The organism is Halarcobacter ebronensis (assembly GCF_013201825.1).
GTDB classification, from domain to species: Bacteria; Campylobacterota; Campylobacteria; order Campylobacterales; family Arcobacteraceae; genus Halarcobacter; species Halarcobacter ebronensis.
Window position 1 is genome coordinate 1 of sequence record NZ_CP053836.1, and the last position, 24,268, is coordinate 24,268.

Annotated in this window: 27 protein-coding genes and 1 other RNA gene; 15 read left to right on the forward strand and 13 right to left on the reverse strand. The window is 27.9% G+C overall.

The genetic code is table 11. From position 1 onward, the window contains the following. From dnaA to AEBR_RS00040, 8 genes are all read left to right on the forward strand, one after another. Positions 1-1,308, forward strand: a complete 1,308-nt coding sequence (gene dnaA, locus AEBR_RS00005; protein ID WP_129085905.1) for a chromosomal replication initiator protein DnaA — start codon at positions 1-3, stop codon at positions 1,306-1,308. A gap of 165 nt (positions 1,309-1,473) precedes the next feature. Beyond that, entirely contained in the window at positions 1,474-2,544 is a 1,071-nt protein-coding gene (gene dnaN, locus AEBR_RS00010; protein WP_129085906.1) for a DNA polymerase III subunit beta, read from the forward strand. Between the two features lie 20 nt (positions 2,545-2,564). After that, positions 2,565-4,886 (forward strand): DNA topoisomerase (ATP-hydrolyzing) subunit B, encoded by a 2,322-nt coding sequence (gene gyrB, locus AEBR_RS00015; protein WP_129085907.1) that lies wholly within the window; start codon positions 2,565-2,567, stop codon positions 4,884-4,886. Between the two features lie 51 nt (positions 4,887-4,937). Continuing rightward, positions 4,938-5,459, forward strand: coding sequence for a hypothetical protein (locus AEBR_RS00020; RefSeq protein ID WP_129085908.1), 522 nt, complete (start codon positions 4,938-4,940; stop codon positions 5,457-5,459). Between the two features lie 65 nt (positions 5,460-5,524). Next, on the forward strand, positions 5,525-6,397 hold the full coding sequence (locus AEBR_RS00025) for a sulfurtransferase (protein ID WP_129085909.1): 873 nt from the start codon (positions 5,525-5,527) through the stop codon (positions 6,395-6,397). Positions 6,398-6,411: 14 nt separating this feature from the next. Next, a complete protein-coding gene (locus AEBR_RS00030; protein WP_129085910.1) occupies positions 6,412-8,229 on the forward strand; it encodes a sensor histidine kinase in 1,818 nt (605 codons plus the stop codon). Positions 8,230-8,307: 78 nt separating this feature from the next. Further along, positions 8,308-8,712 carry a DUF3010 family protein gene (locus tag AEBR_RS00035; RefSeq protein ID WP_129085911.1) on the forward strand — a complete coding sequence of 135 codons (405 nt, stop codon included), beginning with the start codon at positions 8,308-8,310 and terminating at the stop codon, positions 8,710-8,712. A gap of 23 nt (positions 8,713-8,735) precedes the next feature. After that, positions 8,736-9,128, forward strand: a complete 393-nt coding sequence (locus tag AEBR_RS00040) for a VOC family protein (protein WP_129085912.1) — start codon at positions 8,736-8,738, stop codon at positions 9,126-9,128. A gap of 16 nt (positions 9,129-9,144) precedes the next feature. Here AEBR_RS00040 and AEBR_RS00045 read toward each other — a convergent pair whose 3' ends face one another. Then, positions 9,145-9,993 (reverse strand): NAD(P)-dependent oxidoreductase, encoded by an 849-nt coding sequence (locus AEBR_RS00045; RefSeq protein ID WP_129085913.1) that lies wholly within the window; start codon positions 9,991-9,993, stop codon positions 9,145-9,147. A gap of 127 nt (positions 9,994-10,120) precedes the next feature. On the opposite strand from AEBR_RS00045, the gene AEBR_RS00050 reads away from it, so the two are divergent. Both AEBR_RS00050 and AEBR_RS00055 read left to right on the forward strand, forming a co-directional pair. Continuing rightward, positions 10,121-10,441 carry a hypothetical protein gene (locus AEBR_RS00050; protein ID WP_129085914.1) on the forward strand — a complete coding sequence of 107 codons (321 nt, stop codon included), beginning with the start codon at positions 10,121-10,123 and terminating at the stop codon, positions 10,439-10,441. Between the two features lie 57 nt (positions 10,442-10,498). Next, the gene (locus AEBR_RS00055; RefSeq protein WP_129085915.1) at positions 10,499-11,398 is read left to right on the forward strand and encodes a DUF2860 family protein; all 900 of its coding nucleotides are present in this window, start codon (positions 10,499-10,501) and stop codon (positions 11,396-11,398) included. A gap of 16 nt (positions 11,399-11,414) precedes the next feature. On the opposite strand, the gene AEBR_RS00060 is transcribed toward AEBR_RS00055, so the two are convergent. The 5 genes from AEBR_RS00060 to AEBR_RS00080 are packed head-to-tail and all read right to left on the reverse strand — an operon-like array spanning position 11,415 to position 15,791. Then, positions 11,415-13,154, reverse strand: a complete 1,740-nt coding sequence (locus tag AEBR_RS00060; RefSeq protein WP_129085916.1) for a sensor histidine kinase — start codon at positions 13,152-13,154, stop codon at positions 11,415-11,417. Then, a complete protein-coding gene (locus AEBR_RS00065; RefSeq protein WP_129085917.1) occupies positions 13,147-13,815 on the reverse strand; it encodes a response regulator transcription factor in 669 nt (222 codons plus the stop codon). The genes AEBR_RS00060 and AEBR_RS00065 overlap by 8 nt, the downstream gene beginning before the upstream one ends. Before the next feature lie 57 nt (positions 13,816-13,872). Beyond that, on the reverse strand, positions 13,873-14,493 hold the full coding sequence (locus AEBR_RS00070) for a LysE family translocator (RefSeq protein ID WP_129085918.1): 621 nt from the start codon (positions 14,491-14,493) through the stop codon (positions 13,873-13,875). A 42-nt stretch (positions 14,494-14,535) separates the two neighbouring features. Then, on the reverse strand, positions 14,536-15,348 hold the full coding sequence (locus AEBR_RS00075) for an AraC family transcriptional regulator (RefSeq protein WP_129085919.1): 813 nt from the start codon (positions 15,346-15,348) through the stop codon (positions 14,536-14,538). Between the two features lie 50 nt (positions 15,349-15,398). Next, on the reverse strand, positions 15,399-15,791 hold the full coding sequence (locus AEBR_RS00080) for a tautomerase (protein ID WP_129085920.1): 393 nt from the start codon (positions 15,789-15,791) through the stop codon (positions 15,399-15,401). 155 nt (positions 15,792-15,946) lie between these two features. Between AEBR_RS00080 and AEBR_RS00085 the strand changes: the two genes are divergently transcribed. Together AEBR_RS00085 and AEBR_RS00090 are read left to right on the forward strand one after the other, a co-directional pair. After that, on the forward strand, positions 15,947-16,276 hold the full coding sequence (locus AEBR_RS00085; RefSeq protein ID WP_129085921.1) for a hypothetical protein: 330 nt from the start codon (positions 15,947-15,949) through the stop codon (positions 16,274-16,276). A gap of 140 nt (positions 16,277-16,416) precedes the next feature. Continuing rightward, positions 16,417-16,749 (forward strand): hypothetical protein, encoded by a 333-nt coding sequence (locus AEBR_RS00090; RefSeq protein ID WP_129085922.1) that lies wholly within the window; start codon positions 16,417-16,419, stop codon positions 16,747-16,749. Here AEBR_RS00090 and AEBR_RS00095 read toward each other — a convergent pair. Beyond that, positions 16,724-17,599 carry a DMT family transporter gene (locus AEBR_RS00095; RefSeq protein WP_129085923.1) on the reverse strand — a complete coding sequence of 292 codons (876 nt, stop codon included), beginning with the start codon at positions 17,597-17,599 and terminating at the stop codon, positions 16,724-16,726. The two genes, AEBR_RS00090 and AEBR_RS00095, sit on opposite strands and share 26 nt — an antisense overlap. 4 nt (positions 17,600-17,603) lie before the next feature. Further along, positions 17,604-18,632, reverse strand: a complete 1,029-nt coding sequence (locus AEBR_RS00100) for an NAD(P)-binding domain-containing protein (RefSeq protein ID WP_129085924.1) — start codon at positions 18,630-18,632, stop codon at positions 17,604-17,606. Between the two features lie 175 nt (positions 18,633-18,807). Here AEBR_RS00100 and queF point away from each other — a divergent pair, with 175 nt between their 5' ends. After that, entirely contained in the window at positions 18,808-19,185 is a 378-nt protein-coding gene (gene queF, locus AEBR_RS00105) for a preQ(1) synthase (RefSeq protein WP_128980301.1), read from the forward strand. Between the two features lie 9 nt (positions 19,186-19,194). After that, a complete protein-coding gene (locus AEBR_RS00110; protein ID WP_129085925.1) occupies positions 19,195-19,830 on the forward strand; it encodes a DNA-binding protein in 636 nt (211 codons plus the stop codon). An 18-nt stretch (positions 19,831-19,848) separates the two neighbouring features. Here the strand turns inward: AEBR_RS00110 and ffs are convergent. Beyond that, positions 19,849-19,945: signal recognition particle sRNA small type (gene ffs, locus AEBR_RS00115), an RNA gene on the reverse strand. Positions 19,946-20,060: 115 nt separating this feature from the next. Between ffs and AEBR_RS00120 the strand changes: the two genes are divergently transcribed. Then, a complete protein-coding gene (locus tag AEBR_RS00120; protein WP_129085926.1) occupies positions 20,061-20,474 on the forward strand; it encodes a YqaA family protein in 414 nt (137 codons plus the stop codon). Here the strand turns inward: AEBR_RS00120 and ureG are convergent. The 4 genes from ureG to ureC form a co-directional block, all read right to left on the reverse strand. Then, the gene (ureG, locus tag AEBR_RS00125) at positions 20,466-21,053 is read right to left on the reverse strand and encodes an urease accessory protein UreG (protein WP_129085927.1); all 588 of its coding nucleotides are present in this window, start codon (positions 21,051-21,053) and stop codon (positions 20,466-20,468) included. The genes AEBR_RS00120 and ureG overlap by 9 nt on opposite strands. A 142-nt stretch (positions 21,054-21,195) precedes the next feature. Further along, positions 21,196-21,897, reverse strand: a complete 702-nt coding sequence (locus AEBR_RS00130; RefSeq protein ID WP_228712109.1) for an urease accessory protein UreF — start codon at positions 21,895-21,897, stop codon at positions 21,196-21,198. Next, positions 21,872-22,306, reverse strand: coding sequence for an urease accessory protein UreE (locus AEBR_RS00135; protein ID WP_129085928.1), 435 nt, complete (start codon positions 22,304-22,306; stop codon positions 21,872-21,874). The genes AEBR_RS00130 and AEBR_RS00135 overlap by 26 nt, the downstream gene beginning before the upstream one ends. 158 nt (positions 22,307-22,464) lie before the next feature. Then, the gene (gene ureC, locus AEBR_RS00140; protein WP_129085929.1) at positions 22,465-24,168 is read right to left on the reverse strand and encodes an urease subunit alpha; all 1,704 of its coding nucleotides are present in this window, start codon (positions 24,166-24,168) and stop codon (positions 22,465-22,467) included. Between the last annotated feature and the right edge of the window lie 100 nt (positions 24,169-24,268).

A 24,268-nucleotide genomic window follows, 5' to 3' on the forward strand; every position in this document is an offset into this window, starting at 1 on the left:
ATGACAAGCAAAGAGTTTTTAACTATTATTAAAAAAGAGGCAAATCCAACTGATTATAAAAGATATCTCAAACAGCTTATATATAAGAAGATAACTTCAGATGATAAGTTGGCTGTTTTTGAAGTATCTAACAGATATTTGGCTTCTTGGATAAAGAGTAAATACAAACCTTTAATTCAACACTGTTTCGAAATTTACGATGGTACCAAACCAGATATTGAAATAAAACTTGCAGGTGAAAAAAAGAGTAAAAAAGAGATTATCTCTGAAAAAGCAAAAAAAGAAGAGACAGAGAGTACAATTTTAAACCCATCATATACTTTTGACTCTTTTGTAGTTGGAAGCTCTAACCAAATGGCTTATAATGCCTCTGTTGCAGTATCTGAAAAACCAGGAATTTTATATAATCCATTATTTATTTATGGGGGAACAGGACTTGGTAAAACTCACCTTTTACAATCGATTGGTAATGATGCAATTGAAAAAGGAAAAACTGTTATATATGTAACTATTGAGCAGTTTATGAATGATTTTACCTTCTCAATCAAAAACAAAAATATGGAACACTTTAGAAGCAAATATAGAAAATGTGATGTTCTATTAATAGATGATATTCAATTTTTATCTGGAAAAGAACAGACTCAAGAGGAGTTTTTTCACACCTTTAATGAACTTCACAATGCTAAAAAACAAATTGTTATGACAAGTGATAGACTTCCATCACAAATAGCAGGACTTGTTGATAGGCTTAAATCTAGATTTGAGTGGGGATTAACAGCTGATATTCAAATCCCAGGACTTGAGACAAAAATAGCAATTATTGAGAAAAAAAGCGAACTTAATGGTATTCACCTAAGCAGAGAAATCGTAAACTATATTGCAACAAATCTTGATAACTCTATTAGGGAGATTGAAGGGGTTTTAATCAAACTAAATGCAAGTGCTTCACTACTTAATCAAGAGATTAATTTAGAACTTGCACAAAATCTTTTAAAAGAGCAAATTAAAGAAAAAAAAGAGAATATAAAACTACCTGATATTATCTCACTTGTGGCAAATGAGCTTAATATAAAACCAAGTGATATTAAATCTAAAAAAAGAACAGCGACAGTTGCAAATGCAAGAAGAATAGTAATATATCTAGCAAGAGAGTTAACACATAACTCTATGCCAGATATTGCAAAATTTTTAGGTATGAAAGATCATAGTTCAATATCTAAAAATATTCAAAAAACAAATGAGTTAATGGAAACGGATGAAAACTTTAAATTAATCATCCAAAATTTAAAAAATAAAATCATACATTAAGGGGTGGAAAAAAAAGTTTAGAATTAAAATGTGAAAAGATGTGAACTATTAAACCTATTTTATTCACATACAAAGTGACCGTAAAATAGAGAGTTAGATAATATTTTCATCTTTTCACATTGTCTACTACTTCCACTAATTAATATAAATAAATAGGAGCTATAAATGAAGTTCATAATTACAAAAAGCATATTTGAGAATATTGTCTCATCAATGCAACCATTTTTAGAAAAGAAAGATGCAAGTTCAATTACTTCACATATATATTTAGAAGTAAATGAAACTAAACTAATATTGAAAGCAACAGATTATGAGATAGGATTAGAGTGTTCAATAGAATCAATTACTGAAGCTATATATGGAAAAGCAACAGTTAATGGATCTAATCTATTAGGTATTATTAAAAGATTAAAAGATGCAGATATTATTATTGAAACAGCAGAAAACAATCTTGTTATTAAACAAAACAAATCAACATTTAAATTACCAATGTATGATGCAGATGAATATCCATCACTTGTTTTAAATAACAATCTAAAAAAATTAGAGATATCTACTGTTAATTTAATTAACTCTATTAGAAAAATTACACCTGCAATTGATAATAACAATCCTAAATTTGAATTAAATGGTGCATTAATAGATATTAAAAGCTCTAAAATAAACTTTGTTGCAACAGATACAAGAAGATTAGCTATTTCAAATCTACAAAATATTTCAAATGATGAAGCACAATTTATTATTCCTAAAAAAGCTATAATAGAGATTCAAAAACTTTTCTTGGATGATGCAACACTGATGTATGATGAAAACAATCTTATTGTTTCAAATTCAAATATGAAATTTTTTACAAAATTAATTAATGGAAAATTCCCAGATTATGAAAGAATAATTCCTTCAAATCTAAAATATACAATGTCTGTTTCAAAAAGTATGTTGGTTGAATCAATCAAACTTGTAACTTCATTATTTTCAAATATTAAAATTTCATTTAAACCACACTCAATTGTATTTGAATCTTTGGATGAAGATACAGAGTCTAAAACACAAGTTGATATTGAACTAAATATTGATCAAGAGTTTTATTTAGCAGTAAATGCAAAATATATGTTAGACTTTTTAAGTCAAACAAATAATGAAAATGTAAAAATTGGATTTAATGAATCAAACTTACCATTCTATTTAGAAGATGAAAAATTTTTTACAATAGTTATGCCAATAGTTTTAGAAAAATAATTTAATAAAGGAAATCTATAATGAGTCAACAAGAGTATGGCGCAAGTAATATTAAAGTTCTAAAAGGTTTAGAAGCCGTAAGAAAAAGACCTGGGATGTATATTGGTGATACAAACATCAATGGACTTCACCATATGGTTTATGAAGTTGTAGATAACTCTATTGATGAGGCTATGGCTGGATATTGTAAAAATATTAAAGTTACTATGACTAAAGATCACTGGATAAGAGTTGAAGATGATGGTAGGGGTATTCCAACTGCTATTCATGAAGGTGAAGGTATTTCTGCAGCAACTGTTGTTTTAACAGTATTACACGCCGGTGGAAAATTTGATAAAGATACCTATAAAGTGTCTGGTGGACTTCATGGAGTTGGTGTTTCTGTTGTAAATGCTTTATCAAAAGAACTTAAAATGACTATTTATAGAGAAGGAAAAGTTCACTATCAAGAGTTTTCAAAAGGTATTCCAAAAGCTCCTTTAGAAGTAATTGGAGAAAGTCCAAGAAAAACAGGTACAACTATTGAATTCTTAGCAGATGATTCTATATTTGAAGTATTTGCTTATGAATTTGCTACACTTGCAAAGAGATTTAAAGAGGTTGCATACTTAAATCCATTTATATCTATATCTTTAGAGGATGAGATTAAAAAAGTTAAAGAGGTTTATCATTTTGAAGGTGGTATTCAACAATTTGTTACTGATTTAAATAAAGATGTAGCAGTTTCAGATGCAATCTGTTTTAGTGATAAAAGTGAAGATGTTGAAGTAGATATTGCTTTAATGTATAACTCAACTTATGTTGAAAAAACTCTTTCATTTGTAAATAATATTAGAACTATTGATGGTGGAACTCACGAAGCTGGTTTTAAAGCAGGACTTACAAGAAGTATTGTTAAATATCTAAATGCAAATGCAAATGCAAGGGAAAAAGATACAAAAATTACAGGTGATGATGTAAGAGAAGGTCTTATTGCAGTTGTTTCAGTTAGAGTTCCTGAGCCACAATTTGAAGGTCAAACAAAAGGTAAACTTGGATCTTCTTATGTAAAACCAATTTGTCAAAAATTAACTTCTGAACAATTAGATAAATATTTTGAAGAGAACCCTGCTCAAGCTAAAGCTGTAATGGAAAAAGCATTAATGGCAGCAAGGGGTAGAGAAGCAGCTAAAAAAGCTAGAGATTTAACTAGAAAAAAAGATGCTATGACAGTTGGAACACTTCCTGGAAAACTTGCAGAGTGTCAAAGTAAAGATCCAGCTATTAGAGAACTTTATCTGGTGGAAGGGGACTCAGCAGGTGGTTCAGCAAAACAAGGTAGAGATAGGGTTTATCAAGCAATTTTACCACTAAAAGGTAAGATTTTAAATGTTGAAAAATCTAGACTTGATAAGATTTTAAAATCTGATGAGATTAGAAATATGATTACTGCACTTGGTTGCGGTATTGGTGAGGATTTTGATGAAGAGAAAATCAGATATCACAAAATCATTATTATGACCGATGCCGACGTTGATGGAAGCCACATTCAAACACTTCTTTTAACTTTCTTCTTTAGATTTTTAAGACCAGTTGTTGAAAAAGGGTATTTATATATTGCACAACCACCACTTTATAGATATAAAAAAGGTAAAAATGAGACTTATCTAAAAGATGATACAGCTCTATCAAATTTCCTAATTGAAAATGGTGCAGAGAATTATGAATTTAGTGGATTAGGTGTAAATGACCTAATTGACTTGTTTAAAACTGTTTCAAGATATAGAGGAATGTTAACTCAACTTAAAAAGAGATACTCTTTAATTGAGGTTTTAAAACATCTTGTGGAAAATCCAGATTTAGTAAAACTTGACCAAGCTGCACTTTATGAAGAGGTTAAAAACTTTATTGAGGCTAAGGGTTATAATATTTTAACTAAAACAATAACAGAAGAAAGAATTCAACTATTTGTTCAAACAAATGAAGGTTTGGAAGAGCTTGTAATTGATGATGAACTATTTGCATCTGCATATTTTAGTGAAGCAACATATATCTATTCAAAACTTATTGAAAGAGATATCTCAATGTTTGAAGGTAGAGATTTAATAGATGTTTTAGAAGATATTGAAGGTATAGCTAAAAAAGGTGCATATATCCAAAGATATAAAGGTCTTGGGGAAATGAACCCTGAACAACTTTGGGAGACTACAATGACACCTGAAGATAGAAGACTTTTAAGAGTAAAAATTGAAGATGCTGAGTTAGCAAGTGATACCTTTACTCTATTTATGGGTGATGAAGTAGAGCCTAGAAGAAACTATATAGAAGAACACGCAAAAGACGTAGAACACTTAGATGTGTAAAGAAGAGAGGTATTTCTCTTCTTTACTTTTTTGAAAAGATTTGGAGAGTTTATGAGAAAAAAACAACTACTATCTTTTGAAGCTAAGTTTATTTTAGGTGTAATTCTTATTATCGCACTAATCATACTTCCAATAGAGTTTTCCCAATATTTTAATTTAGTAAAAAAGATTGTTATAGATTATTATAAAAAATATATTGATATCTACCCTTTGTGGACTCAATTTGCTGTACTATTTTCACCAATATTAATCTATATAATTGTAGTTCAAATTAGAAAAAATAGATGTGATTATAAAAAAGATTTTATTTATGGAGTTAAATGGAAATGGGAGTGGTATGGAAAAGAGGTTATAGATTTACAATGTTTTTGTCCAAATTGTAATGAGGAGTTATATTATAATATTCATAATTCAAGTGATGAAAACCTAACAATTGGAAAGTTTGACTTTATTTGCGATAAGTGTGATAAAGTTGTAGCTTCTATTCCAAACAGTAACTCAAGTACAAGATCATCAAATAATATAAAAACAGAGATAGAGAGAGTAATAAAAAAAAGATTAACAAAAAGATAATTTCATCTATTATACTTAATAAATTAATTTTATGGTAAAATATTATTTTAAGAAAAGGTTTATATATGAAACTCTTTAAAACTATTTTTTTAACTCTTCTGTTTTTAACTCAATTAGTCTCATCTAATTTGAAAAATGATGAAAAAATTCCTGCAATTGTAACTATTGATTGGCTTAAAACAAATCTGAATAATCCAAATTTAGTCCTTGTTGATTTAAGAGAAAAAGATGAATATTTAAAAGGTCATTTAAAAAATGCAGTAAATATTCCTGGATTAAAATCACTCTTTGATGAGAAGTTTTTAATGCCAAAATTAGATTTTCTAAAAGAGCTTTTAAGTAATGCAGGTATTAATAGCAATAGTTTAGTAGTTGCTTATGATAATGGAGATTTCATTTGGGCAGCAAGATTTTATTGGATATTGCAAACTTTAGGACATGATAATGTTGCTCTTTTAAAAGTTGCCTATGGTTCTTTATTAAAAGAGAACTTTAATATTACAAATGATGAGTATAAACCTGTAAGAAAAGAGTTTATTCCAAGAGTAGATAATAAAAAGATACAGACAAAACTAAGTACCCTTTTAGCAATTGGTAAAAAGACTATTATTGATGGTAGAAAAGAGTCACACTATGAAGGTAAAGAGTCTTTAGCAAAAAGATTTGGACATATTCCAACTGCTTTAAACTATCAATGTACACAAAATTATCAAGTTTCTAAAGATGGTAATAGTATGAAAGATTTGGGCAAATTAGAAGAGATATATAAAGATATTCCAAAAGATAAAGAGATTATTCTTTATTGTGATGGTGGAGCAGAAGCGGCACTTAATTATATAGTACTGCAAGAGTTGGGTTACAAAGTATCTGTTTATGATGGCTCTTGGCTTGAGTGGGGAAATGATACTGAAGTTCCTATTGTAAATCCTTCAAAATAGATTATTGGTTGTAGATGGAATATAAGGGATCAATTAAAAAAAGATTAACTTTAATAATTGTCCTTGTGACAATACTTACAGGTTTTATTGGATATAGCACCTTTGTATATTGGTATATGACAAATCAATACAATAATACCCTTAAACTATCAAAATCTATTGGATTGGTTTTAGGTCAAGATGTTGCAAAACTAATTCTTCTAAATGATATTTCAGCAGCAGCAGATATAACCACAAAATTAAAATCATTTTCAAATCTTGACTCTATGGTTTTATATAAATTAGATGGTAAACCTATTTTACAATATAGTAAAGATCAAAAAAGTTTTGTTGCAAATGGTCTTCCAAATAATTATGAGGAGATAAATTCTATTATTGATAGCAAATTTTTAACACTATATGTTGATGCAAAATATGAGGATAATCATTTAGGACATATAGAGTTTAAATTTACCATTAATACAATATATGATGTTATAAAAAAAGATTTACAAGTTTTAACTATAATTTTATTTTTTATGTTGATTATTTCATATATTTTAGCAACTTTTTTTGCAAGAAGATTTACAAATCCAATATTAAAATTAGTAGAATTTTTAGAGAATATACAGTTTTCAGACTCTTTAAATAAGAGAGTTACAACATCTGAGAATAATGAGTTTGGTAGACTTTATAATGAAGTAAATACTATGCTTAAACGTTTGGAAAAATCTAAACATGAACTACAAATAGCAGCAGCCTCTTTTGATACGCAAAGTGGAATGATAATTACAGATAAAACTTTAAGAATATTAAGGGTTAACAAGGCTTTTACAAATATTACAGGATATAGTGCAAAAGAGGCTATTGGAAATACTCCAAGCATACTTAAATCAGGAATTCACAATAAAGATTTTTATGATAATATGTATAACTCTTTAAGAGAAAATCACTACTGGATGGGTGAAATTAATAATAAACACAAAGATGGAAGAATTGTAAATGAGTTATTAACTATCCATGTAATTTTAGATAACAATAATGAAGTTTTGTATTATGTAAGTTCGTTTTTGGATATTACCTCGCAAAAACTTGCAGAAGCAAAATTGAAAGAGAAAGAGAATCTTCTAATACAAAAATCAAAAATGGCTTCAATGGGTGAAATGCTTGAAAATATTGCCCACCAATGGAGACAACCCCTTTCAATTATTTCAACTACATCAAGTGGACTTCTACTTAGAAAAAATTTAGGTTTTGAGGTAAATATAAATGAGGAGATAGAGGATTTACAAAAAATTGGTGATACGGTTAAATATCTCTCTCAAACAATAGATGACTTTAGAAACTATTTTAAACCAAATAAAGATAAAGAGGTTTTTAATCTTAGAACTTGTTATGAAAAGACACTAAAACTTTTAAGTACCAAGTTTGATATATTAAATATCACAATAGTTGAAAATCTGGAAGATGTGGAAGTTTATGGATTTGAAAATGAGTTTACTCAAGTTATTATGAATCTTTTAAACAATACAAAAGATGTTTTAATGGAAAAAATAGAAGATAATCGACTTATAATTGTAACCATTCATAAAGAGCAAGATAGTGTATTTTTTTCAATAAGAGATAATGGTGGTGGTGTTCCAAAAGAGATAATGGATAAAATATTTGAGCCTTACTTTACCACAAAAGGGAAAGAGGAGGGTACAGGAATAGGTCTTTATATGTCAAAAGAGATAGTTGAAAAACATATGAATGGAAAATTAGAGCTTCATAATAAAAATTATATCCATGAAGGTAGAGAGTATAAAGGAGCTTGTTTTAAAATAATACTTCCTTTGAGTAAATCAAAATAAAACTCTTACAATTTGTAATCAAATAGTCTGAATATTTTTTTTTATCATATACTTTTACAAATATAAAAAGGAATTAATGTGAATATTTGTGGAATAGAGCTAAAAAGTAATCAAGCAATGTTAGTAGTAATAAATGAAAATGGATATTTAGATTTAAAAACAAAAAAAATTGTTCTTGAAAATGATGAAGAACAAAATAGTATAAGAGAGTTTTGTAATCAATTTTTATTATTTTTAGAAGAGAATGCAATAGATGCAATTGCCATTAAAAAAAGAGGGAAAAAAGGGGCTTTTGCAGGAGGAGCAGTAACTTTTAAGATGGAAGGTTTGATTCAATTAAATCCTTTAACTAAGGTAGAGTTGCTTTCATCACAAACAATTTCCTCTTTTGAAAAGAGAAACAATATAGAATATCCACAAAGTTTAAAAAAATATCAAGAACAGGCATATTTAACCGCATTAAGTTATAAAGATAAGATATAATTGATAAAAAACTGGAGAATAAGATGTTTGAAGTAAATAGCATTGATCATATAGTACTTACAGTTAAAGATATACAAAAGAGTGTAGAGTTTTATACAAATATTTTAGGGATGAAAGAAGAGATTTTTAAAGGTAATAGAGTTGCACTTAAATTTGGTCATCAAAAGATAAATTTACATGAATTGGGAAATGAGTTTGAACCAAAAGCACAAAATGTAAAAGAGGGAAGTGCTGATTTGTGTTTTATAACCCAAATGAGTGTTTTAGAGTTTAAAAATCATATTGAATCATTTGGCATTGAAATAATTGAAGGACCTATAAAAAGAACAGGTGCAAATGGTGAAATTAACTCTATATATTTAAGAGATCCAGATGGAAATTTAATAGAAGTTTCAAACTATATTTATGCCATATAACATACCAAAAGGTATGTTATTTAAAAAGCTGATAAATTGAAGAGAAATCCTCTTCTCCTCTTCCATCTTTTTTCATTTGACCAAATAGTTCTTTTGGTACAGCTGCTGTAAATAGTGGTTGATTTAAACTATAAGCCAAATCTTGAAGAGTGTGTAGGTCTTTATAAATTGCATTGTTTGAGAAGTGTGCAGAAAAATCCTCTTCAATTAGTTTTTGAGTTTTTCCTTTTAAAACTAATGATTGTCCACCACCAACTCCAAGTATCTCTAAAAGTTTTGGTTTTTCAATATCACAAGCCTCTCCAAGTGCAGTACACTCTGCAATTGTTGCCATAAATGAGCCCAAACACAGATTGTTTATAAGTTTCATTTTTGAAGCTTTTCCAGGTTCTTTTAGATAAAAAATCTCTTTCCCAAATTTTTCAAGTAGTGGTTTACACTCATCAAAAGTCTCTTTCTCTCCAGAAGCTACAATTGTAACTGCTCCTTGAAGGGCAGGAATAACACTTCCAAAAATTGGAGCTTCTAAATACTCTCCACCATTTTGGGAAATTTTATTATGGAAAGTCAAAACTTTTTCATAATGGTTTGTGGTTAAATCTATGATAGTTTTACCCTGTAAATCAGCACTTAATAAACCATTTTCCATTTCAAATATATTTTCAACTGCCAAAGACTCAAAAAGACACATAAAAACTATATCGCAGTTGTCTATAAGCTCTTTTGGTGAGTCAAATACTTCATAGCCTGAATCTAAAGCTTTAGATTTAGTTCTATTATAAACTTTCAGTTTTTCTCCCATGTCAGTTAATCTTTTTGCAACTGCACTTCCTAAATTTCCCAGTCCTATAAATCCAATAGCCATATTAATCCTTTCACTTTTTTTTATTATAGTTAATTTTATTTAAAATTTATATAGACAATAAAAATTATTAATATAAAAATTTTATTATTAGGAATAGTTTATGCATTAATAAAAAAAAGGAGTTAACATGAGTTTTATAGAAAAAACCGAAATGGAACTAATCCAGTTAGCTATTACAAGTGAAGATTTAGAGTTATTAGAGCTATTGTTTAAATCAGAGAAGATGAATGTAAGAAGAGCATTGGCAAGAAATAAAAATATTGATGCAACGTTGGCAAATAAACTACTTTTTGATCCAGTGTTAAATGTCTCATATATTGCCTCTTTTAATCCTAATACAACCCAAAAAAGAGAGTTTGATGAAGATATGATAACACCCTGTGTTAAATGTAGTATTGATGAGAGAAAGTTGGATTGTTTAAATTGCATTTATTTTAAAAATTTATAGAGTATCCCATTTTTTCCCCATATTATCCTTTTATACTACAAATAAAAAAGGATAAAAATGAAAAAAATATTACTGTTATCATTTTCAGCTTGTATATTATTAGCAAGTGAACAAAATTTTGTGGAGTTTGGTGTTGCTACTAAAAGTAGTAAAAATAATTTTTCTACTATTGGTGAAGATAGTATAAATTCACAAAAGGCAAAGAGTGAAAGTGACACCTCACCTTATTTGAACTTTTTTTATGGATATAACTTAAGTGATTCTACAAATATCTATGCTAGTTATAATAATGAGTTAAGAGTTGGTTCTAAAATGAATACCTCTTTTGGAAATTTTAACTTTGGAATAAAATATAGTGCATATGACGCTTGGGAAGACCCTTTTTTACTTGGTACCAATAGAGTGGAGACTGATGTAAGAGAGTTAGGCGCTTATTTAGAGTATGGAGTATCTTTTTCAAATATTCATCAAGGTAAAATCAAATATGAATTTAGTTCAGTAGATTATAATAAAGAAAATATAGTAAAAGAGTTAGAACGTGAAGGATATAGACATATACTTGGTTTTGACAATATGTGGAAACTTAAATTTTTTGAAAGAGATATTAATTATATGGCAAATGTTTCTTACGAAATGTATGATGCTGATGGAAAAGCAAGTGCTTATGATAGATATGATTTAATATTAGGGTTTAGTACTCCTGTTTCTGAAAATCTTACTCTCTCTTCTTTTATAGATATTGGTAAAAAGAATTATGATGAAACTAACCCTGTTTTTAATAAAAAAATTGATTCAACTATAACAGGAATCAATGCAAATCTAAGATGGGACAATATACTAAATTACAAAAGTGTATATATGAATTTTAAAGCAGGATACTTAGAAGAAGATGCAAATACAGATTTTTATGATAAAGAGACAACTTATGGAATAATAAGTTTAGGTTACAAGTTTTAATTAAAACTTGAGGAGTTTATTTTGAAGTTAATAGACTAATTATAAACTCCGCACCATCTTTTCTATTTACAACTTCAAGCTTTCCTTTCATATTTTTTTCAATGATAATTTTAGACATATAAAGACCTATTCCTAAGCCACTCTCTTTTGTTGTAAAATAGGGTTCAAAAATTTTTTTTAGGATTTTTTCTTCTATGCCACCAGCATTATCTATTATTTTGATAATAAAATATTTATCGGTTTTAGAGAGTTCTATTACTATTTTAGGATTTATTGTTTTATTTTTTATAAATTCATCTTTGGCATTATTCAATAGATTAAATATCACTTGAGAAAGCTGTCCTTTATAAGTGTTTATTTGAAAATCTTTTTTATAAAATAGTTTAATTTCTATATCTAATACTTTAAAACTCTCATTTAACAACCTAATATTCTCTTTTATACACTCAATAAGTGAAAAATCGCTTTGAAGTTTTGATGTCTTAAAAAAATTCCTAAAATCATCAATTGTTTGTGACATAAACTCTATTTGTCTATTTGCTTCTTCACTTTTTTTACTAATATATTCATTGTTTAGTTTGTTATTATCATAAGCAGCTTTAATATTCATAATAATATATGATAAATGGGTTAGAGGTTGTCTCCATTGATGGGCAATATTACCTATCATTTCACCCATTGAAGCTAATTTACTCTGATTTATCAAAAGGGTTTCATTTTGTTGTTTTTCTAGCTCTATTTGTCTGATTTTTAATCCTAATGCAAGGGAGAAAATAAGAGATTCCAAAGGTATTCCTATATGTAAAAGATATAAATCGTTCATCTCAAAAAAATTTGTTTCAGAGAAAAAGACAATTGAAAAAAGTAAAGCCCACCCTATTAAATAGATAATAGCAGTTTTATTTCCCCTTTTTAATACAACAAATGCTGAAAAAATCAAAATCAAAATAACATAATGTAATGAGATGTACTCAAATATATTAAGACTTTGAGAAAATAGAATCATAAAAGAGTTTATGATTATAATAAGAGCTAAAACTTTAAGAGCTTTATGGATAGATGGAGTATATTTTTTGGTATCTAAAAATTCCAAATTAAATAAAATGGAAAAAAATAGTATAAAATTTATCAATATTGAGATTGATGAATCTATAATTTTTTCATTAACAGTTGTTATGCAACTAAAAATAAACATCTCTTTATACATAATAAGCAATAAAAAGAATAACAATAATTGTAAAATTGAATAGTATAAAAAAGCTCGTTTTTTATTTGATAAATAAAATACTAAATTGTATAAAAAAGCACAAAGCAATATACCATATGAGATTCCAAAAAAGATTTTTTCATTTTTTAAAATATAGTTATATTCCAACTCATTATATATTTTTATATAAAACTTTGGCAAGTTATTATTTGCTTTAAAGACTAAAATCAAAGGCTCATTAATATCTTTATCGATTTTTATTAGAGGATAATCATCATTTAGTCTATATTTTAAATTTGAAGAGACAAAAATATCTGGTTTGCAAAATATTTTTATATAGAAGATTTCATTATTTAGTATTTTTTTGTTTATATTAATTTTAAAAGTTATATCTTTATTTGTTTGAATATTTTTATAATTAGAGTTTTCAAAAGGTTCAAAAGTGATTCCATCATATGAGATAAATTTTGAACCAAATAGTGAATCTTTTATTGTTGTAGCATCTAAGTTTATTAAAATTAAAAAGATAAAAAGGATAATTCTAAGCATTTAATTTATAACCTATGCCAGATATGTTTTTGATACTCTCTTTTGAGATCTTTTTTCTTAACTCTTTTACAATAGTTCTTAAAGCATCTTCGGTCATCAAACCTTTCCACACATAATTGTTTAATTCACTATATTTTACTGCTCTTTTATTATTATTTATTAATAATTCTAAAAATAGAAGCTCTTTTTTTGTCAAAACTATAGGTTCTTTATCTTTGAATAAAGTTTTATTATAAGTATCAAAAGTAAAATTATCTGAAAATTTAAAAATATTTTTATTATCAATCATATCTTCTATACATGATTTTAATACGGGTAAAAGTTTATTAGCTGTTAATGGTTTTAATAAATATTTTACCAAACCCAATTCAACAGCTTCAAGTAAATACGAAGTTTCTAAAAATGCAGTAGCTAATATTATTTTGGTTTTTTTATCATCTTTTCGTATTTTTCTTATCATCTCCAATCCGTTTAGTTTAGGCATTTTTATATCTGTTATTATAATATCAGGGATATGAAGTTTATATTTTTCAAAACCCTCTAAACCATCTTTTGCTTCAATTACATTATCACAATAAAAACCTAAATACTCTACGGCATTTTCCCTTATAAAATCTTCATCATCAATATATAAAATTTTTAAGTTTTTTAACTCTTCCATAATTAGTTCTCCTTTCTTATTATAATTAAAAAAAGATGTGGTAATTATGGTTTTAATTTATATATTTATTAAAATTGCAATTATTATAAGAATAAAGCCTGAACTCTTTTCTATATAGTTTGAATAGTTCTCCAAAAAAATCTTACTTTTTTTATTTGTAACCAAATAAACTATAAATATATCCCACAATAAAACAGCAAAAAACATCCATGCTGCATAAAATATTTGGATTGAAAATGAAGTATCATTTTGTATAGAAATAGAAAACATTGTAAAATAAAATATTGAATTTTTTGGGTTTAAAATCGCTGAAAAAAATCCCATAGAAAAGTATTTAAAGATATCTTTTTTTGTTTTCTTTTTTTCGATTTTTTTACCAAATAGTTCCCTTTTTTTCGATTTTAAGAGTAAAAAACCAATATATAAAAGATAAATAGAACCTAATATTTTTATTGTTGCAAATATTAATTGATTCTCTTTTATTAAACTTATTCCAAAAAGTGCAAGTAAAATATAAAAAAGGTTTGCAAAAGCAATACCTGTGGATGTTAATATTCCTCCCAATTTACCATATTTAGATGAGTTTGATAATATAATAAAAAAATCTACTCCTGGACTCAATAATGCCATAAAGTGAGCTAAAGCAAGGGTTAAAAACCCTATCATAAAATTTTCCATAATCCTCCTTTTAAAGAAGGAATTATAAATTACAATTTTGTTTTAGTCTTGTACAAAATTGAGTCTATAATTGTTTGGAGTAACTGCAACTATTTTTGTAAAATTTCTATGGAAATGGCTTTGGTCTGAAAAACCACATTCAAGGGCAACATCTACAATAGAACCTCCCTCTTGAAGAAGTTTTTTTGCTTGGTTTATTTTCAAATTGACTAAATAGGAATGGGGTGTTATTTTTAGTTGGTTTTTAAAAAGTCTTATAATATAAAAAAGGTTTAAATCAAACTCTTTTGATATCTCATTTAGTGAAATGTTCTCTTTGTAATGGATTTTCAAATAGTCTAATATTTTATCAATTATCTCATTATCTTCATCATTTTTTATATCTTCAAAACCATCTTCGAAAAGAGTAGTAAAAAAACAGATAAGTTCATTTTCTTTCTCTTCAAATGAAATAGCACTAAAAAGATTTTCACATAAGTTTTTAAACTCTTCATAAACTTTATTATTTTCAATTAGATTTTTATTATAAGAAGTAAACTCTTTAATATTTTTGTAAATAGATTTTTGAATCTCAAAACACCAATTTTTATCCAAATAGAGCATATAATATTGATTTGGTTTTTTATCCAAAGGGTTACAAGAGTGGATCTCATTTGGATTTATAACTGCCAACATTCCTTTTTTAAAATTATATTTATTATTTCTATTTGTATAAATACTTTCTCCATCGATATTTATACCTATTGAAAAGGTTTCATGTAGGTGATCTTTGTATCGTTTTTCATTATTTGAATGTCTAAGTTCTAAATAGGGCATATTTTCATGGGTGAATATTTTTGTAAAAATTTTATTCATGGTGTTATTATATGTTATTATTGATAAATAGTAAAGAAAAATTGTCCCTTTTATGCAAGTGGATCTTCTCCATTTTTCCAAGAGGCAAGATATTTTTCTATTAAATGAAAATCCTCTCCTTTGTGTTCTGTAAAGGTTATATATTGATTTCTATTTGCAATTTTGAACTCTTTATTTACAATTGACATAAACCTTAATGCTAATACTCTTCTTTGTTCTAAAGTTCTACCTTCTCTAACATCCAAATTCATTAAACAAAGTTCTTCATCAGGATTTGCTCTACCTATAGATAGATTATATTTATCATACTCTCTAATTGAAATAGCAATATGATCAGTTCCTGTTTGCATTACTTCAGAGAAACTATCTCTAATCTTTGCTGCAAAATTCTTTTTTGTTTTATTATCTATATTTTTATTTATTTCAAATTGAAGATGGGGCATGACAACTCCTTAAAAGATTTTTTTGATTATAAAGTAATAACTTCAATAGTTTAAATAAAGCTTTTAAATATATATAAAACTTAAGTTTCCTTAAATATTATATAAGTTGACATAAAATAATATATAAATAATGTATAAACATATAAAGGAATAACATGGAAACATATTCTCAAAAAGAGCAACTTTCAAAAGCTATAGAGTCAAATTCTCTGGAAGAGTTGCATATATTACATCTCTCTAGGTATATGAATGTAAGAAGAGCAGTTGCAAGAAATAGTAATATTAGTACAGAGATTGCTAATAAACTATTAATGGATCCTGTTATGAATGTAAGTTATATGGCATCCCTTCACCCTAAATGCACAAATGAAAGAGTTTTCCCAGAAGAGCATCTTACTTCTTGCGTAATGTGTGAAAGAGATGAACGTGAACTTATTTGTGATAGTTGTAATCAAAAAGAATATAGTTCAAATATTATTTATTAAACTAAAAAATTATTTAATTAAGAAATTTAATTATATAAATTAAGTAAAATATATATATTGTCTCAAAAATGTCTCTTTTTTAAAAAATTATAAGTATATATAAACTAAAATTAACTGATAATTTCATTTAAGGAATTGATATGACAATAAAAGAAGACTTATTGCAACATCAGCTAAAACGTGCAATTGAGTCAACAGATTTGGAAGAGTTAAAATTACTTCACAGATCTCAGTATATGAATGTGAGAAGAGCAGTTGCAAAAAATAAAAGTATAGATTCGGAGATTGCAAATAATTTAGCCCATGATCCTGTTTTAAATGTATGTTATATAGCATCACAAAATCCAAAATGTACTGAAAAAAGAGAGTTTAGTAAAGATATTATTACAGTATGTGTAACTTGTGAAAAAAGTGAAATTGAATTGGCTTGTGAAAGTTGCGAAAAACTTACAAACTCCTCTTTACATTTTTAGAGTTTAATATTGCTATTGCAATACCTATTAAAATAATATCAGTTGAGAAGAATAGTTTAAAAGTAAAGGTTTCATCTAATAAAAATATTCCTAAAACTATAGCTAAAGGTGGAACAATTAGTTGGATTATCCCTGAAGTACTTATATCTATTTGGGGAAGAATATGATACCAAAGAAGATATCCCAAAGAAGAAGTGATTCCCCCTGAAATAAAAGCTAAAAGAACCCCATAACTATTAAAGTAAATCGAATCAATAAATAGCAAATAAAAAATAGTTGTAAAGAGTAGAGCCTTTACAAAATTATCAGTTGTATTATATAGGGCATTAATACTTTTTTTCCCAAGTATTGTATAAAAAGCCCAAGCAAATCCTGAGATAATCATAAGTAATACATAATAGAAGGGAAGATTTAACTCTTCACTTGGAAAAAGAAGATAAAAAAGACCCATAAAAGCTAAAAATATCCCAAAAGATTTTCTTTTTGAAATTTTTTCACCTCTTAAAAAAGCTATTTTCATTATAACTAATTGAACAATGGCAAAGAGAATAAGGGTTCCTATCCCTGCATCAAGATTTATATATGCGTATGAAAAAGTTATTGCATATAAAAAAAGACAAAAGGCACTAAGCCAATTTATTTTTATATTAATGGGGTATTTTTTCTCTTTTATAAAAAATATTAAAAGGAGAGTCAAAGCACCAAAGAAGAGTCTAAAAAATGTAAAACTAAAGGCATCTATATGATTATTTATCAATGCTGCTCTTGCAAGTAAAGAGCTTGTTGAAAAGAAAAAAAGTGTTATTACAATAAGGAGAAAAAGTTTTATATTATAAGACTTCTCCTTCATTTTTTTAACTCCTAAACTCTGGATTATTTTTGAAAAACTCTTCTACTTTATGGGTATGGGAATAGATTTTTCCACTTCTTCTTAAAAAAGAGTTTACAATATGATAACCATGATTTAGTGCTGCTGCTATTGAACCCCCTGTATTAAAGGCAATATCTCCTGCAACATAGAGTCTTGGAATATTTGTTCTATAATGTTCATCATAGATTGGTTTTCCCTCTTTATCAACCTCTATTCCAACTTTTTTTAAAAAATCAACTGGTGAGGTTCCTCCTATTGCATAGATTATTCTATCATAGATTGTATAGTAACCATCGTCGAAATTCACTTTTACTTTTCCTTGCTCATTCTCTAATGATTTTATATCTGTATTCATCCTAAGTCTTAATTTCTCTTGCCCATTGTATTGATAAAGAATATCTTCATTTTCTGGATTAAGTCTTGTGAACTCATCTTTTCTATAAACTAAAGTTACAGTATTTCCTTCATCAGCAAGTTCATAAGCATATTCAGCGGCACTATTTCCACCACCTACAACTAAAATCTTTTCACCCATAGAACAGTTATCAAGATTGAAGTTTATAAACTCTTTTATTGAGGGGGGAATTTTATATGAAGGCATATTTGGTTTTCCCATTTTTCCAATAGTAATAACCACAGCTTTTGCTCTAAAACTTTGAGTTGAAGTGCTTATTAAAAATATATCCTCTTCTTCATTTTTTACGATATTTTCGACTTCTGTATTAAAAGCTGTATCAATTTTTTCCTCATCAAGTAGTTTGTCAAAAAAGTTTAGAGTTGTCTCTTTTGTTCCATCCATAAAAGGGATATTCCCTTCTATATCTATGGTTTGACCTTTCCAATCTTTGTCAACTCTTTTATTTGCTTTATAAAATTTTCTAATAGTGCTAGAGTGATTGTCTGCTTTATCTATTAGTAGAATATTTTCAACCCCATGAACAGCTGCTTCCACTGCTGTTCCTATCCCTCCAGGACCTCCACCAACTATGGCAATATCATAAATTATATTCATTAGCTACTCCAAATATATAATTTTTTGTTAAGATACATACTATAATTTATAGTTATATAATATTCTAAAATAGTAATAATACACTATTCGTATAAAATTCATATAATAAAATCTGTAAGTATAGTTTGGATAAAATAGCTACTTTGAATTAAAAAAATAACAAAGGCTTATAAATATGAAATATGGTGAAAAAGAGATTGTTGATTTTGATATTAACAAAGAGGAAAATTTTTGGCCAAATAAAAATGAAAAAAACTATACAATAAATATTGAATTACCTGAATTTATGGCAAAATGTCCAAGAAGTGGATATCCAGATTTTGCTACTATTAAAATTGAATATATCCCTGAAAAACTGGTAATTGAGCTAAAAGCACTTAAAATATATATCAACACATTTATGTATAGAGAGGTTTCTCATGAAGATGTTGCAAATGAGATATTTGACACTTTATATGACAAATTAAAACCAAGATTTTTAAAAGTTATTGCTGATTTTAAACCTCGAGGTAATGTTCACACTGTTATTGAAATAGATAGCAGTAAAATGTAAGGTTAGACTTTGGAGAGATTGGTAACTACTGCACAAGCAGCTGAAATACTTGGAATATCTCTTCAAGGAATACACTACAGAATTAAGAAAAAACAACTAAAATCCCTTAAAAAATCTGGCAAAACTTTTGTTTATGTTGATGATTATCAAGAGTTAAAAGAGAACAAAGAGCCAATAATTGAGCTAAAAGAGTTTGTTCCAAATGAAACAATAAAAGAGATAATAAAAGCAAAAGATGAACAAATTGATATTTTAAAAACTTCTGTTAAATGGATGAAAAAACAATATATTTCAGAGATTTCAAGACTGGAAAAAAATCAAAAAAGAATAATTGGTGTATTTAATAGGGAGATTGAACTACTTCAAAGTGCTTTTAATGAGATGCGTTCAATTTATAAACCCCAAATAGAATTTCATACTCAACAAGCAGCAATGCAACAACAAAGCCATAAAGAGCAGTATGCAAAAGATAGATTTATGACTTTACAAGATTTTACACTACTAATGAAAAGAAATAATAAAAGTGAAAAAGAGATAAAACTAATAATTTTAAAAGCTGTACAAGGTAGGGATAAACGATTTATTTATAATAGAAAAGATAAAAAACTTTTGATTTTAAAGGATGATTTCTCTGATTTGATTTGAAAAGAGTACAAATAGTACTCTTCTCCAGATACCCAAACACACCACAAAAAAAGGTGCCTTGCTGTGTTCCCACCCTGGGGCTTTGCCTTTAGATACGATTGTAAGGGTCTAAAGAAGAGCATAAAAAGTACCTAAATACTCTTTATGCTTCTCTTTTTAGGGTTGTAATTTTATCTTAAAGAAACTTAAAGTTTTAATAAATAGAATATCTAGATTAAAAAAGGTAATTTATGCTCTATTTAACTCTCTTTTTATCGGCATTTATCTCAGCAACACTTATCCCTTTTGGAAGTGAAGCTTTGCTTATTTATAATATTACCCAAGGATATAATATTTATTATCTTTTATTTTTTGCAACTTTAGGAAATGTTTTAGGAGGAGTTGTAAACTACTATTTAGGTTTTAAAGGTGAAGAGTATTTAGAAAAGAAAAAAATTTTAGATAGAAAAAAAATTGATAAATATATAAAGTTTTTCTCAAAATATGGGGGAGTTTCTTTGCTTCTCTCTTGGGCTCCAATTATTGGAGATCCCATTACTTTTATTGCTGGCACTTTAAAATATGATTTTAAAAAGTTTTTGTTTTTAGTAACTTTTTCAAAGTTTGTTAGGTACCTATTTTTGGCTTTTATAACTTTATATTAGAGCTTCTATCCACTCTTTTAATTTTTCAAAACTCTGTTCATCTTTGTTTGTTAGAAATAAACTTGGTTTATTTTTTCTATTGTTTTTCACATCCTCTTTATAACTTTCTAAATCAACATTTACATAAGCACAAAGGTCAGTTTTATTTATAACTAAAAGATCAGAAAAAAGTAGTCCAGCCCCTTTTTTTCTAGGTATGTCAGAGCCTTGAGCCACATCAATTACATAAAGGTAGTAATCAATTAACTCATAAGAGAAGGTGGCACTAAGATTATCTCCACCGCTTTCAACAAAGATAATATCTGGGTTAAATTTTTTTTCCAACTCTAAAACAGCTTTTTGATTTATAGAGATATCATCTCTAATTGCTGTATGGGGACAACCACCTGTTTCCACACCAATAATTTGTTCACTGTTTAAATCAAGTTTTTCTTTTAGATAGTTTGCATCTTCTGTTGTATATATATCATTTGTAACTATCCCTAAAGTGTACTCATCTTTTAACATATTTGTTAGTTTCTCTATAATTGAAGTTTTACCACTTCCTACTGGTCCTGCTATTCCTATTTTAATACTCATATAATTTCCTAATAATCAATATTTTTCAAAAATAAACAATTCAAATAGTAGAGAAGAAAACCTCTGCAGAGGAAGGGACGAAATTTTAATTTCGGGGTTTCCACCACGAAGCCGTTTGATGACCTACTATTTGAATTAGTTATCAAGTTACAAACATCTTTGGTTCTAAATTTAGATGACTAAAGATTACCTCTTCAAACAAAGGATTAAAATTACTCACATTTTTAGAACTATTTTTGATTTTTTCTTCTAAAATTTCATCAAAGCCAAAAAGGATTTGTTGAATTTCACTAGGTTTTATTCTTGAAATTTTCAAGCTTGCACTTGTTATATTTATCAAAGTTTTTTTACACCATAAAAGCAAAAATGTATCTTCATCAAGCCCTAATTCATAGGCATAAGAGCTTAAAATAAAAAGTTCATTTCCATATGTTTTATTCTCTTTTACATTTTTGTAATATTCACTTACTATTGTTTTTTTAATCTTAAAATCTATATGTTTTAGGTAGTTTTCACCCAAATCTTTTGAAGCCTTTGCATACTCGAAGCTTAGCATTGAAGCAAACTTTTTATCCTCTTTTATTAGTAAGTTTAGATTATTTTGTTCTAAAAGTATAAAAACTTTTTTTACTACTGAAAACTCCATATGCTGATATTGATCTTCTACAATATTTTCCAAAAAGTTTTTCAGACTCTTTTTATCATTTACAAGATTTAAAACCACATGGGGCTCAAGTCCAAAAGAGTGTACAAAAGCTCCTGAAGGAAAAATCCCATCAAGAAGCTGAATAAATCTACTAAGAGCTAAAGAGTTCATTTTAGTGGCTGTGATGAGCATTTCCATTTGGTTTAAAGATAGCTTTACTTTTTTCTACTTTTACACTATCAATTGCCTCACAAGCTTTTATAATATCTGCTGTTGAGATATCTTCTAAAATTGTGATTTTAAAATCCTCTATACAAATTGGTTGATGTCTATTTCCTATTTCGTAAGCAATTCTAGCAAAGGTAATATGGTCACTAAATTTAAGAGTATAGATATTATCCTCAGATTTAGATACTTTGATTGTGTAACCATCTTCACAAACTAATATATCATCTTCGTGTAGGTGGGTATATTTTGCCTTTACAATAAACTCAACACCCTCTTTTGTAATAGCACATAGATTTGGTTTTTGCATATCAAACCAATCTAAAAGTACACTATCTTGTGAGTCTATATCCCTTTTTATCTCTGTTGCTTTTTTAATCATACATTATCCTTAAAAATGTCCCATAATAAAGTGCCTAAAAAAATTGTTAATTTTTTCAGGGGACTTTAACGGGACCTATATTTTATTTCTACTTTTTAGCAGTGGATGTAAAATCCACTTAAAAGTAGCAAAATCCTAAAGTGAACAACGAGTTGTTCCTAGAATAAGAAATATTTTTTAGCCATTGGAAGCTCTTCTTGGTATGAAGACTCTATGATTTTTCCATTTACTTTAACATCATATGTCTCAGGGTCAACCTCAATATCTCCAATGAAATCATTTAATTTCATATCTTTTTTACCAATTTTTCTGGTGTTTTTAACTGGAAGCATCACTTTTTTTGTATCAAGTTTCTCTTCAAGTCCTTTTTCAATTGCTAAATGTGAGGTAAAAACCGCACTTATATTAGCTGCTGCCTTTCCTAGACTTCCAAACATAGGTCTATAGATATTTGGTTCAGGGGTTGGAATAGAGGCATTACTATCTCCCATCATTGCTAAGGCTATAAAACCACCTTTTAAGATAATCTCTGGTTTAACTCCAAAAAAGGCTGGTGTCCACAAACTTAAGTCAGCCATTTTACCAACTTCTACACTTCCTACATATTCATCAATACCACAAGCAATAGCTGGATTTATAGTATATTTTGCAATATATCTTTTAATACGGTTATTATCGCTTAAAGAGTCATCACCTTCAAGGGCTCCCCTTTGTTTTTTCATAGAGTCTGCTACTTGCCAAGTTCTAATAATTACTTCACCAACTCTTCCCATAGCTTGTGAATCGCTACTTGTAATAGAGATTGCTCCAATATCGTGTAAAACATCCTCAGCTGCAATAGTTTTGCCTCTAATTCTTGACTCTGCAAAACTTACATCTTCTGGAATTTTAGCACTTAAATGGTGACAAACCATAAGCATATCAAGATGCTCTTCTATTGTATTTTTTGTATATGGCAAAGTTGGGTTTGTAGAAGATGGCAAGATATTCGCAAGCCCTGCCACCTTCATAATATCTGGGGCATGACCACCACCAGCACCTTCACTATGGAAAGTGTGAATTGTTCTTCCTGCAAAGGCATTTACTGTATTATCAACAAAACCTGACTCATTTAGTGTATCAGTGTGAATTGCAACTTGTACATCAAAGTCATCGGCAACTTTTAGGCAAGTGTCGATGGCATTTGGAGTAGTACCCCAATCTTCATGAAGTTTAAGCCCCATAGCTCCTGCTTCTATTTGATGTTTAAGGGCTTCATAGTTTGAGCTATTTCCTTTTCCCATAAATCCAAAGTTTAGAGGTAGATCATCAACAGATTCAATCATCTTTTGGATATTAAACTCTCCTGGAGTACAAGTTGTGGCATTTGTTCCCGTATTTGGACCAGTTCCTCCACCAATCATTGTAGTAACTCCACTTGATAAAGCTTCATCTATTTGTCCAGGACTTATAAAGTGAATATGTGAATCAATTCCACCAGCTGTGATTATTTTACCCTCAGCTGAAAGAATTTCAGTGTTTGCTCCAATTTCTAAACCTTTTGTAATACCATCGCAGTTATATGGATTTCCACTTTTACCAATGGCACTTATTTTCCCATCTTTGATTCCAATATCTGCTTTGTAAATTCCAGTATAGTCAATGATTATTGCATTTGTAATAATTAAATCAGCCGTATCAACAGCAAGTGGAGATTGACTCATCCCATCTCTTATGGTTTTTCCTCCACCAAATTTTGACTCTTCACCATAGGTTGTATAATCTTTTTCAATCTTTGCTACTAAAGAAGTATCAGCTAATCTAAACCTATCATTTGTAGTTGGTCCATACATTGATGCATATTTTGCTTTACTTATTTTCATGTCTTTCCTTAAAATTTGTCCCAAATTTTTAGGGACCTTTTATTTTATAACTACTTTTAACCCATTGAATAAATCAATGGTAAAGTAGCAAACTCTAAAG

Coding starts and splice junctions, on each gene's coding strand:
- dnaA (WP_129085905.1), top strand. CDS start 1: ATGACAAGCAAAGAGTTTTTAACTATTATTAAAAAAGAGGCAAATCCA.
- dnaN (WP_129085906.1), top strand. CDS start 1,474: ATGAAGTTCATAATTACAAAAAGCATATTTGAGAATATTGTCTCATCA.
- gyrB (WP_129085907.1), top strand. CDS start 2,565: ATGAGTCAACAAGAGTATGGCGCAAGTAATATTAAAGTTCTAAAAGGT.
- AEBR_RS00020 (WP_129085908.1), top strand. CDS start 4,938: ATGAGAAAAAAACAACTACTATCTTTTGAAGCTAAGTTTATTTTAGGT.
- AEBR_RS00025 (WP_129085909.1), top strand. CDS start 5,525: ATGAAACTCTTTAAAACTATTTTTTTAACTCTTCTGTTTTTAACTCAA.
- AEBR_RS00030 (WP_129085910.1), top strand. CDS start 6,412: ATGGAATATAAGGGATCAATTAAAAAAAGATTAACTTTAATAATTGTC.
- AEBR_RS00040 (WP_129085912.1), top strand. CDS start 8,736: ATGTTTGAAGTAAATAGCATTGATCATATAGTACTTACAGTTAAAGAT.
- AEBR_RS00045 (WP_129085913.1), bottom strand. CDS start 9,993: ATGGCTATTGGATTTATAGGACTGGGAAATTTAGGAAGTGCAGTTGCA.
- AEBR_RS00050 (WP_129085914.1), top strand. CDS start 10,121: ATGAGTTTTATAGAAAAAACCGAAATGGAACTAATCCAGTTAGCTATT.
- AEBR_RS00055 (WP_129085915.1), top strand. CDS start 10,499: ATGAAAAAAATATTACTGTTATCATTTTCAGCTTGTATATTATTAGCA.
- AEBR_RS00060 (WP_129085916.1), bottom strand. CDS start 13,154: ATGCTTAGAATTATCCTTTTTATCTTTTTAATTTTAATAAACTTAGAT.
- AEBR_RS00065 (WP_129085917.1), bottom strand. CDS start 13,815: ATGGAAGAGTTAAAAAACTTAAAAATTTTATATATTGATGATGAAGAT.
- AEBR_RS00070 (WP_129085918.1), bottom strand. CDS start 14,493: ATGGAAAATTTTATGATAGGGTTTTTAACCCTTGCTTTAGCTCACTTT.
- AEBR_RS00075 (WP_129085919.1), bottom strand. CDS start 15,348: ATGAATAAAATTTTTACAAAAATATTCACCCATGAAAATATGCCCTAT.
- AEBR_RS00080 (WP_129085920.1), bottom strand. CDS start 15,791: ATGCCCCATCTTCAATTTGAAATAAATAAAAATATAGATAATAAAACA.
- AEBR_RS00085 (WP_129085921.1), top strand. CDS start 15,947: ATGGAAACATATTCTCAAAAAGAGCAACTTTCAAAAGCTATAGAGTCA.
- AEBR_RS00090 (WP_129085922.1), top strand. CDS start 16,417: ATGACAATAAAAGAAGACTTATTGCAACATCAGCTAAAACGTGCAATT.
- AEBR_RS00095 (WP_129085923.1), bottom strand. CDS start 17,599: ATGAAGGAGAAGTCTTATAATATAAAACTTTTTCTCCTTATTGTAATA.
- AEBR_RS00100 (WP_129085924.1), bottom strand. CDS start 18,632: ATGAATATAATTTATGATATTGCCATAGTTGGTGGAGGTCCTGGAGGG.
- queF (WP_128980301.1), top strand. CDS start 18,808: ATGAAATATGGTGAAAAAGAGATTGTTGATTTTGATATTAACAAAGAG.
- AEBR_RS00120 (WP_129085926.1), top strand. CDS start 20,061: ATGCTCTATTTAACTCTCTTTTTATCGGCATTTATCTCAGCAACACTT.
- ureG (WP_129085927.1), bottom strand. CDS start 21,053: ATGAGTATTAAAATAGGAATAGCAGGACCAGTAGGAAGTGGTAAAACT.
- AEBR_RS00130 (WP_228712109.1), bottom strand. CDS start 21,897: ATGGAAATGCTCATCACAGCCACTAAAATGAACTCTTTAGCTCTTAGT.
- AEBR_RS00135 (WP_129085928.1), bottom strand. CDS start 22,306: ATGATTAAAAAAGCAACAGAGATAAAAAGGGATATAGACTCACAAGAT.
- ureC (WP_129085929.1), bottom strand. CDS start 24,168: ATGAAAATAAGTAAAGCAAAATATGCATCAATGTATGGACCAACTACA.